Genomic DNA, 6,544 nt, shown 5'->3' with positions numbered 1-6,544 from the left:
AAACATTAAAAAAATAATGGAAAAAACTAATATTGTTTTATCAGATACAATAGAAAAGGAGTATCCTAATAAGTGGCCAGCTAAAGCTACTATTATAACTAATGATAACAAAACCTTTGAAGAATATGTGGAATATCCTCTTGGGGATTTTGAAAATCCTGCAGATAAAGAGATGTTAATTGAAAAAAATAGTGACCTTTTACAGCCTATAATAGGAGATGTAAAAACTGATAAAATAGTAAGTGTAATACTAAAGATAGATGACATAGAAAATTTAAATATGCTTAATAATATGTTAATATAATATGTGAGGTGAGTTATGGAGGCACTTGAAGGTATAAAAATACTAGATTTGGGCAGGTTACTACCTTTTGAGTATACAACAGTGATTTTAGGCGATTTAGGGGCAGACATATTAAAGATTGAAGAGCCAGGGCGTGGCGATTATATGAGAGATATGCCTCCTAAAAACAAAAAAGAAAATATTATATTTCTAATGTTAAATAGAAATAAAAAGAGTATGACATTAGATTTAAAAAAAGAAAAAGGCAAAGAGATATTTTTAGATTTAGTAAAGAAATATGATGTTGTTTTTGAAGGTTTTAGACCTAAGGTTATGGAAAAACTTGGCCTAGGTTATGAACGATTAAAAGAAGTTAACCCTAAACTTATTTACTGTGCAGCTACTGGATATGGACAATATGGTTCATATAGTAAAAAACCAGGGCATGATATTAATTATATTAGTATTGCTGGTATCTTAGGTAAAACAGGCTTAGATAAACCTGTTATCCCAGGAATACCCATTGCTGATATGACTATAGGGGTTTACTCAGCACTCTCTATCTTGGCTGCTATAATAGCAAGAGGTAAAAGTGGCGAAGGTCAATATATTGATATTTCAATGACAGATTGTATGCTCTCATATAATATTGTTAACATTGCAAGTTATTTAGTAGAAAGTAAAAATATGCCTATATTAGATTTAAGAGGTGGGTTGCCCAACTATAACGTATATGAGACAAAGGATGGAAAGTATATCTCAATGGGAAATCTTGAATATAAATTCTGGAAAAACTTTTGTGAAACAGTTGGTAGAAAAGATCTAATTGAAGAGTACGCATCTAATATTATTGAGGAGAAGAAAGAAAATCTAAGAGAAGAGATTCAAAAAATTTTTAAAGAGAAAAATAGGGATGAATGGATTGAGCTCTTTGAAGGTGTAGATACATGTATAACACCAGTTTATTCTATTCAAGAAACACTAGAAGATAGATTGTTTAAGGAAAGGGAAATGATAATGGAAGTTGATCATCCTATAGAAGGCAAAGTAAAACAGATAGCATTGCCAATAAAATTTTCAAAAACTAAACAAAAGATTAAATCTTATTCTCCAATGTTAGGTGAACATACAGAATTGATCTTAAAATCATTAGGATATAATGAGAAAGAGATAAGTTATCTTAAAGAAAATAAAATAGTCTAACTCAAAAATCTCCTAACTTCGCAAGTTTGGAGATAAAAAAAGGAGGTTGATATATGAAATTTGATAATAAGGTTGCAGTTGTTACTGGTGGTGCAGGTGGTATTGGCTCAGAAATTGTAAGAACATTAGTCAATGAAGGAGCTAAAGTAGTAATTGTTGAGGCTGAAAATGTAGATGGTGCATATAATCAATATCAAACAAACTACATAGGGGGTATAACAAGAGCTAAAGAGATGGAAAAAGAATTTAAAGACAAAATAAATGTAATAGCTGCAGATGTATCAAAAAATCAGGAAGTAACTAATGCAATTAATGAGATTGTTAATAAATTTAATACAATTGATATTTTAATAAATGTAGCTGGTGTAGTTACTGCAGGACCTGTTGAGGAAATAAAAGAGGAAGAGTGGGATTTAATGATGGATATTAACACGAAAGGGACTTTTTTATTCTGTAAAGAGGTTTTACCCATTATGAAAAAACAGAATTATGGAAGAATTATAAATTTTGCCTCAATTGCTGGCAAGATCGGTATAGAAGGTTTATCACATTATTGTGCATCAAAATTTGCAGTCATTGGTTTTACCAATGCCGTTGCAAAAGAGGTTGCAAGTTATAATATAACAGTAAATTCAATATGCCCTGGTATTGTTTTTACACAAATGTGGGATTTACTTGCAAAAAAATTCTCTATAGAAGGTGAAAGTATACAAGAGAGTTTTAATAGAAATGTTAAAACAATGATTCCACAAAAGGTTGCACAAACACCACAAGATATGGCTAAGGCAGTTATCTTTTTGTTAGAGTCAGAACATATAACTGGACAAGCTATGGCTGTCAGTGGTGGTGCAGCTATTTAGATTAATAACATTGGAGGTGTATTTATGGAAAAGGATGCTTTATTTAACAAAGTATTGCAGGTAGCTGTTGTTGTAAAAGATTTAATGAGATCTGTTAAGATCTACAATGATGAATATGGTATAGGTCCATGGTTAATTTATGAGTTTAACCCAGAAACGGTTAAAGATATGATTATAAACGAAAAAAGGATTGATTATGCAATGAAACTTGCTGTGTGTGATATAGATGGTGTTCAATGGGAATTAATACAGCCTTTAGATAATAAATCTATTTATGCTGAATTCTTAGAAAAACATGGTGAAGGTTTGCATCATATAGCTTTTGGCACGCCAGATTATAAAAAAACCCTTGATACATTAAAAAAACGAAACAAAAAGATATTACAAGGTGGAAATTGGAAGGGTTTGACCTATACCTATTTATCAACTGATGATGATTTAGGTGTTATTGCTGAGATTTATAATATAAGCAAAGATTTTAAATGGCCTGAACCAGAAGATAGATACCCAAAAGAATAATGTATTAAAAATTATAACTTGCGACGTGGGAGATTAATATTATGTAACCTTGCTTTTGTTATATTATCACATATATTAGTTAGTACGAAAAAATAGGAGATGATTATGAGCACATTACAATCACAACGTGCATGGATTACAGGAGCAAGTAGCGGTATTGGTGAGGCAACTGCCAAACTTCTTAGCGCAGAAGGTGCACACCTTATACTTTCTGCAAGAAGACAAGACCGTCTGGAGTCTTTAAAACAGGAAATTGAAAAAAAAGGCGGCAAAGCTGAGATATTGCCGCTGGATGTCACTGACAGGTCTGCAGTTTTCACTGCAGGTAAAAAATTAGAAAAAGAAGGTGGTGTGGATATTCTAATAAATAATGCTGGTATTATGCCTTTATCTCCATTGGCAAAGGGTAGGGTAGATGATTGGGATCGCACTATTGATGTCAATATTAAGGGTTTGCTGTATACTACGCATGCTGTGTTGTCTGGTATGATCCAGCGTAAAAAGGGGCACATTGTTAATCTTGGATCAGTTGCAAGCCGTGTAGCTTTTCCAACTTCTGCGGTTTACAGTGGCACTAAGTTTGCAGTAGCTGCCATCAGTGAAGCACTGCGCAAAGAGGTCTTGCAATATGGTATTCGTGTAACCATAATTGAACCTGGCGCTGTTTCTACCGAGCTTGTAAATTCTATTACAGACGAAGAGATACGGAAAATGGTAACCGGTCAACAAGGTTTTTATGCACCTGGTCTTGAAATTTTAACTAGTGATGATATTGCTAGAGCCATTTTGTATTGTGTTAGCCAGCCACCACGTGTTAATGTGTGCGAGCTACTTGTTCGTCCACAGATCCAGGAACTTTAAAAAAATATTTTTTAACTTACGAAGTTAGTGAAATGTTATGAGCCGGTACAAACGCGCAGGCGGTTTACTAACAGATTATCTCTCAAAATTTTATCTTTGAGTGCAGTTAATTCTTTAACATCCCAGTTGGCGCTGAGATAGCGCCCCTTTGCCCAGTCTGCCTGTCCAGTAGACAACCATACGATAAAACCAGCTACGAGATCAGGGCTATCAGAAAGAAAGTTATGCATATCTTTTGGCATGTTCAGCGCAAGATCTGTAACAACACCACCAGGATCGACTGAGAAACATTTAATGCCATCTTGACCATGATCTACATTAACAAATTCACAAAGGCGGTTGATCGCATGTTTTGATGCTTGATAATCAGATGCAGTTGGAATCAAAAGTTGAGCCCCAAGCGATGAGATTAGAATCAGATGACCACCACTAAGCCCTTTTGTAGCCCACTTTTTTGCCGATTTTATAAGGTAGGGTATGGAAAAACGTATTACGTGATAAACCCCTCTCATATTTACTTCCCAGGTATACCACCAGCTTTCAGGGTCAGACTCACCTATCTTTGCCCATGGACCAAGATAGCCAGCGTTTGCATCGGCTACGTCAATACTACCAAATTTTTCTACACAGTCCAAAATAGTGTCTTCAACCTGTGACGCACTAGTCACATCACACCTTGAATAAGCGCATTGTGTATTTGAGTTTGTCTGATGAATCAGGTCTTGTGTTTCTTTAAGTGCTTGCTCTGAACGAGCTGTAATATAAACTGCCTTTGCACCAGCCTCAGCAAAGGCGATAGCAGTTGCTCGCCCAATTCCCTTTGATGCGCCAGTAATAAAAATAACCTTGCCCGATGCACTACCTTTCAGCGTAGAAGTTGGGTCTATTGCATCATATCGGGTATGATGTTTTGTTAAAGGGAGGTCTTGATCATCAATTAATGCCATAGGTTCCTCTTGTGTAAAATGTTTTTTGTGATTATTTATTGATATATATATCATAAATAATAAAAAAACAATAAGCTGTTGCATTTTAAATTCTTAGTTTAAATATTTTGAATATTTCAACTTAAAACTTTAGAAGATTTGGCTCATCAATTAATGAATTGTTAACAAACGTTTACTTAGGATGTTAATGTGAAAAAAATGGAAACTTACCAATGTAAAAGTTGACAATTATTTTAAGATATTGTAGAAACGATTATCTCCGAGTTCATAAGTCTAAGTCGTAAATCTCGATACGACTTATGAGCCGGCTGGGTACGCCCCCAGGGTATGGATGGAAACGTCTATACCTCCCGAAATGTGGAAAGGAGATAACTGGTAGTTTTATAATATTGATAATATATTAAACCGGTTATCTGAATGCAGGTAACCGGTTTTTTTATTGGGGGTGAAATGAAAAAATTAAAAGTTGAAGATGCAGTAGGCAAAAAACTTGCTTATGATATTACCGAGGTAAATCTGGATACCAATTTTAAAGGTGTGGCATTTTATAAAGGACATCTTATCAGAAAAAAGGATATTGAGCATTTACTGCGTTTAGGAAAAGAGTACGTTTTTGTTGAGGAGAAAAACACTGATGAACTACATGAAAATGACGTAGCAATGGCGATTGCACCTTTGGCAGCCGGTGAAAATATTTCTTACAGTGAATCTCCTACGGAAGGAAAGATAAGTTTTTTTGCAAATGTAGATGGTATTTTTATCGTTGACAAGGAAGCTGTGTTAAAAATCAACAGAATGGAAATACCTTCTATGCCAACTATAAGTGATAGATATCCTGTTGTCAGAGGAATGAAGGTCGCAGCATTCAGGACTATCCCTTTAACATGCAAAAAAGAAATATTTGACAAAATGAAGGCAGTTCTCAGGCAGCCAGTATTATCAGTAAAAAAATATACAATTAAAAGCGCATCTATAATAGTAACTGGAAATGAAATATATTATGGTAGAATTGAAGATAAATTTACCGAAAAACTGAAACATAAGCTTATAAAATTTGGGATAAACAAAATAAACAACAGAATTCTCCCTGATGATGAGATAGCAATTGCCTCCGCCATAAAAGAGGAGGCGAATGGAAGCGGACTAATACTTATTACTGGGGGGACATCTGTAGATCCTGATGACAAAACAAGGCTTGGCATAGAAATTGCAAGAGTTCAATTTGTCCAAAAAGGTAATCCTATACAGCCTGGAAACAATTTTTCCATCGGATACCTTAGCGATATCACTGTTTGTGCAGTACCTGCAGCTGCACTATTTTATGACATAACAGCTCTTGATGTTTTCCTGCCCCAAATACTAGCTGAAATAAAGATAACAAAGGATGATATTGCCTCAAAAGCAATAGGTGGTTTATGTCATCAATGCAAAACATGTGTGTATCCGGTATGCTCTTTCGGGAAGGGTGTATATTTAAGATAGATGTTATTAGAAGATTTAAAATTACTGCATTTAATTAAAATTCAATATAGACTACAATAAAACAGTTTTTTTAATGCATAATATGCTTGCAAATCTACAGTCATCAAGGATATAGATAGCCTTCTTTATTCCAATATGAGAAAATTGCATATGATGCTGTAAATACAGTGAAAATCTGACTTGCGAAGTCAGAGGATTGACTTGCAAAGTTGGGAGACTTTTGAAGAGATATGAAAACTTTAAACTTGACAATAGCACAATAATTATATAAATAGCATGTAATTTAAATAAATGGCTAATTTGCTGAAATAAGTAATTTTAAATTTTAATAACATTTATCTGAGTATTTGAGGTTTTACTATAGATAAAATGAAATTCAAAAATAAGTT

Annotated in this window: 7 protein-coding genes and 1 riboswitch; of the genes, 6 read left to right on the top strand and 1 reads right to left on the bottom strand. The window is 34.0% G+C overall.

The genetic code is table 11. The features are described from left to right. The 5 genes from SVN78_07425 to SVN78_07405 all read left to right on the top strand — a co-directional run. Positions 1 to 304, top strand: a 304-nt coding sequence (locus SVN78_07425) for a hypothetical protein (protein MDY6821433.1), incomplete at its 5' end; no start/stop codon positions are given. A 15-nt stretch (positions 305 to 319) separates the two neighbouring features. Further along, a complete protein-coding gene (locus SVN78_07420) occupies positions 320 to 1,486 on the top strand; it encodes a CaiB/BaiF CoA-transferase family protein (protein MDY6821432.1) in 1,167 nt (388 codons plus the stop codon). 53 nt (positions 1,487 to 1,539) lie between these two features. After that, positions 1,540 to 2,346, top strand: a complete 807-nt coding sequence (locus SVN78_07415; GenBank protein ID MDY6821431.1) for an SDR family NAD(P)-dependent oxidoreductase — start codon at positions 1,540 to 1,542, stop codon at positions 2,344 to 2,346. A 24-nt stretch (positions 2,347 to 2,370) separates the two neighbouring features. Further along, a complete protein-coding gene (locus SVN78_07410; protein MDY6821430.1) occupies positions 2,371 to 2,865 on the top strand; it encodes a VOC family protein in 495 nt (164 codons plus the stop codon). A gap of 105 nt (positions 2,866 to 2,970) precedes the next feature. Then, entirely contained in the window at positions 2,971 to 3,726 is a 756-nt protein-coding gene (locus tag SVN78_07405; GenBank protein ID MDY6821429.1) for an SDR family oxidoreductase, read from the top strand. A 35-nt stretch (positions 3,727 to 3,761) separates the two neighbouring features. Here SVN78_07405 and SVN78_07400 read toward each other — a convergent pair whose 3' ends face one another. Next, positions 3,762 to 4,757 (bottom strand): SDR family oxidoreductase, encoded by a 996-nt coding sequence (locus SVN78_07400; GenBank protein ID MDY6821428.1) that lies wholly within the window; start codon positions 4,755 to 4,757, stop codon positions 3,762 to 3,764. A 161-nt stretch (positions 4,758 to 4,918) separates the two neighbouring features. Continuing rightward, positions 4,919 to 5,057, top strand: a riboswitch (molybdenum cofactor riboswitch). 66 nt (positions 5,058 to 5,123) lie between these two features. Between SVN78_07400 and SVN78_07395 the strand changes: the two genes are divergently transcribed. Beyond that, positions 5,124 to 6,155 (top strand): molybdopterin-binding protein, encoded by a 1,032-nt coding sequence (locus SVN78_07395; GenBank protein ID MDY6821427.1) that lies wholly within the window; start codon positions 5,124 to 5,126, stop codon positions 6,153 to 6,155. Positions 6,156 to 6,544: the final 389 nt, after the last annotated feature.

This window comes from Deferribacterota bacterium (genome assembly GCA_034189185.1).
Lineage (GTDB): Bacteria > Chrysiogenota > Deferribacteres > Deferribacterales > UBA228 > UBA228.
This window is presented reverse-complemented; position numbering and strand designations above follow the sequence as displayed.

Bases quoted from the DNA above. Each gene is read 5' to 3' on its own strand.
- SVN78_07420 (MDY6821432.1), top strand. From the start codon at position 320: ATGGAGGCACTTGAAGGTATAAAAATACTAGATTTGGGCAGGTTACTA.
- SVN78_07415 (MDY6821431.1), top strand. From the start codon at position 1,540: ATGAAATTTGATAATAAGGTTGCAGTTGTTACTGGTGGTGCAGGTGGT.
- SVN78_07410 (MDY6821430.1), top strand. From the start codon at position 2,371: ATGGAAAAGGATGCTTTATTTAACAAAGTATTGCAGGTAGCTGTTGTT.
- SVN78_07405 (MDY6821429.1), top strand. From the start codon at position 2,971: ATGAGCACATTACAATCACAACGTGCATGGATTACAGGAGCAAGTAGC.
- SVN78_07400 (MDY6821428.1), bottom strand. From the start codon at position 4,757: ATGCAACAGCTTATTGTTTTTTTATTATTTATGATATATATATCAATA.
- SVN78_07395 (MDY6821427.1), top strand. From the start codon at position 5,124: ATGAAAAAATTAAAAGTTGAAGATGCAGTAGGCAAAAAACTTGCTTAT.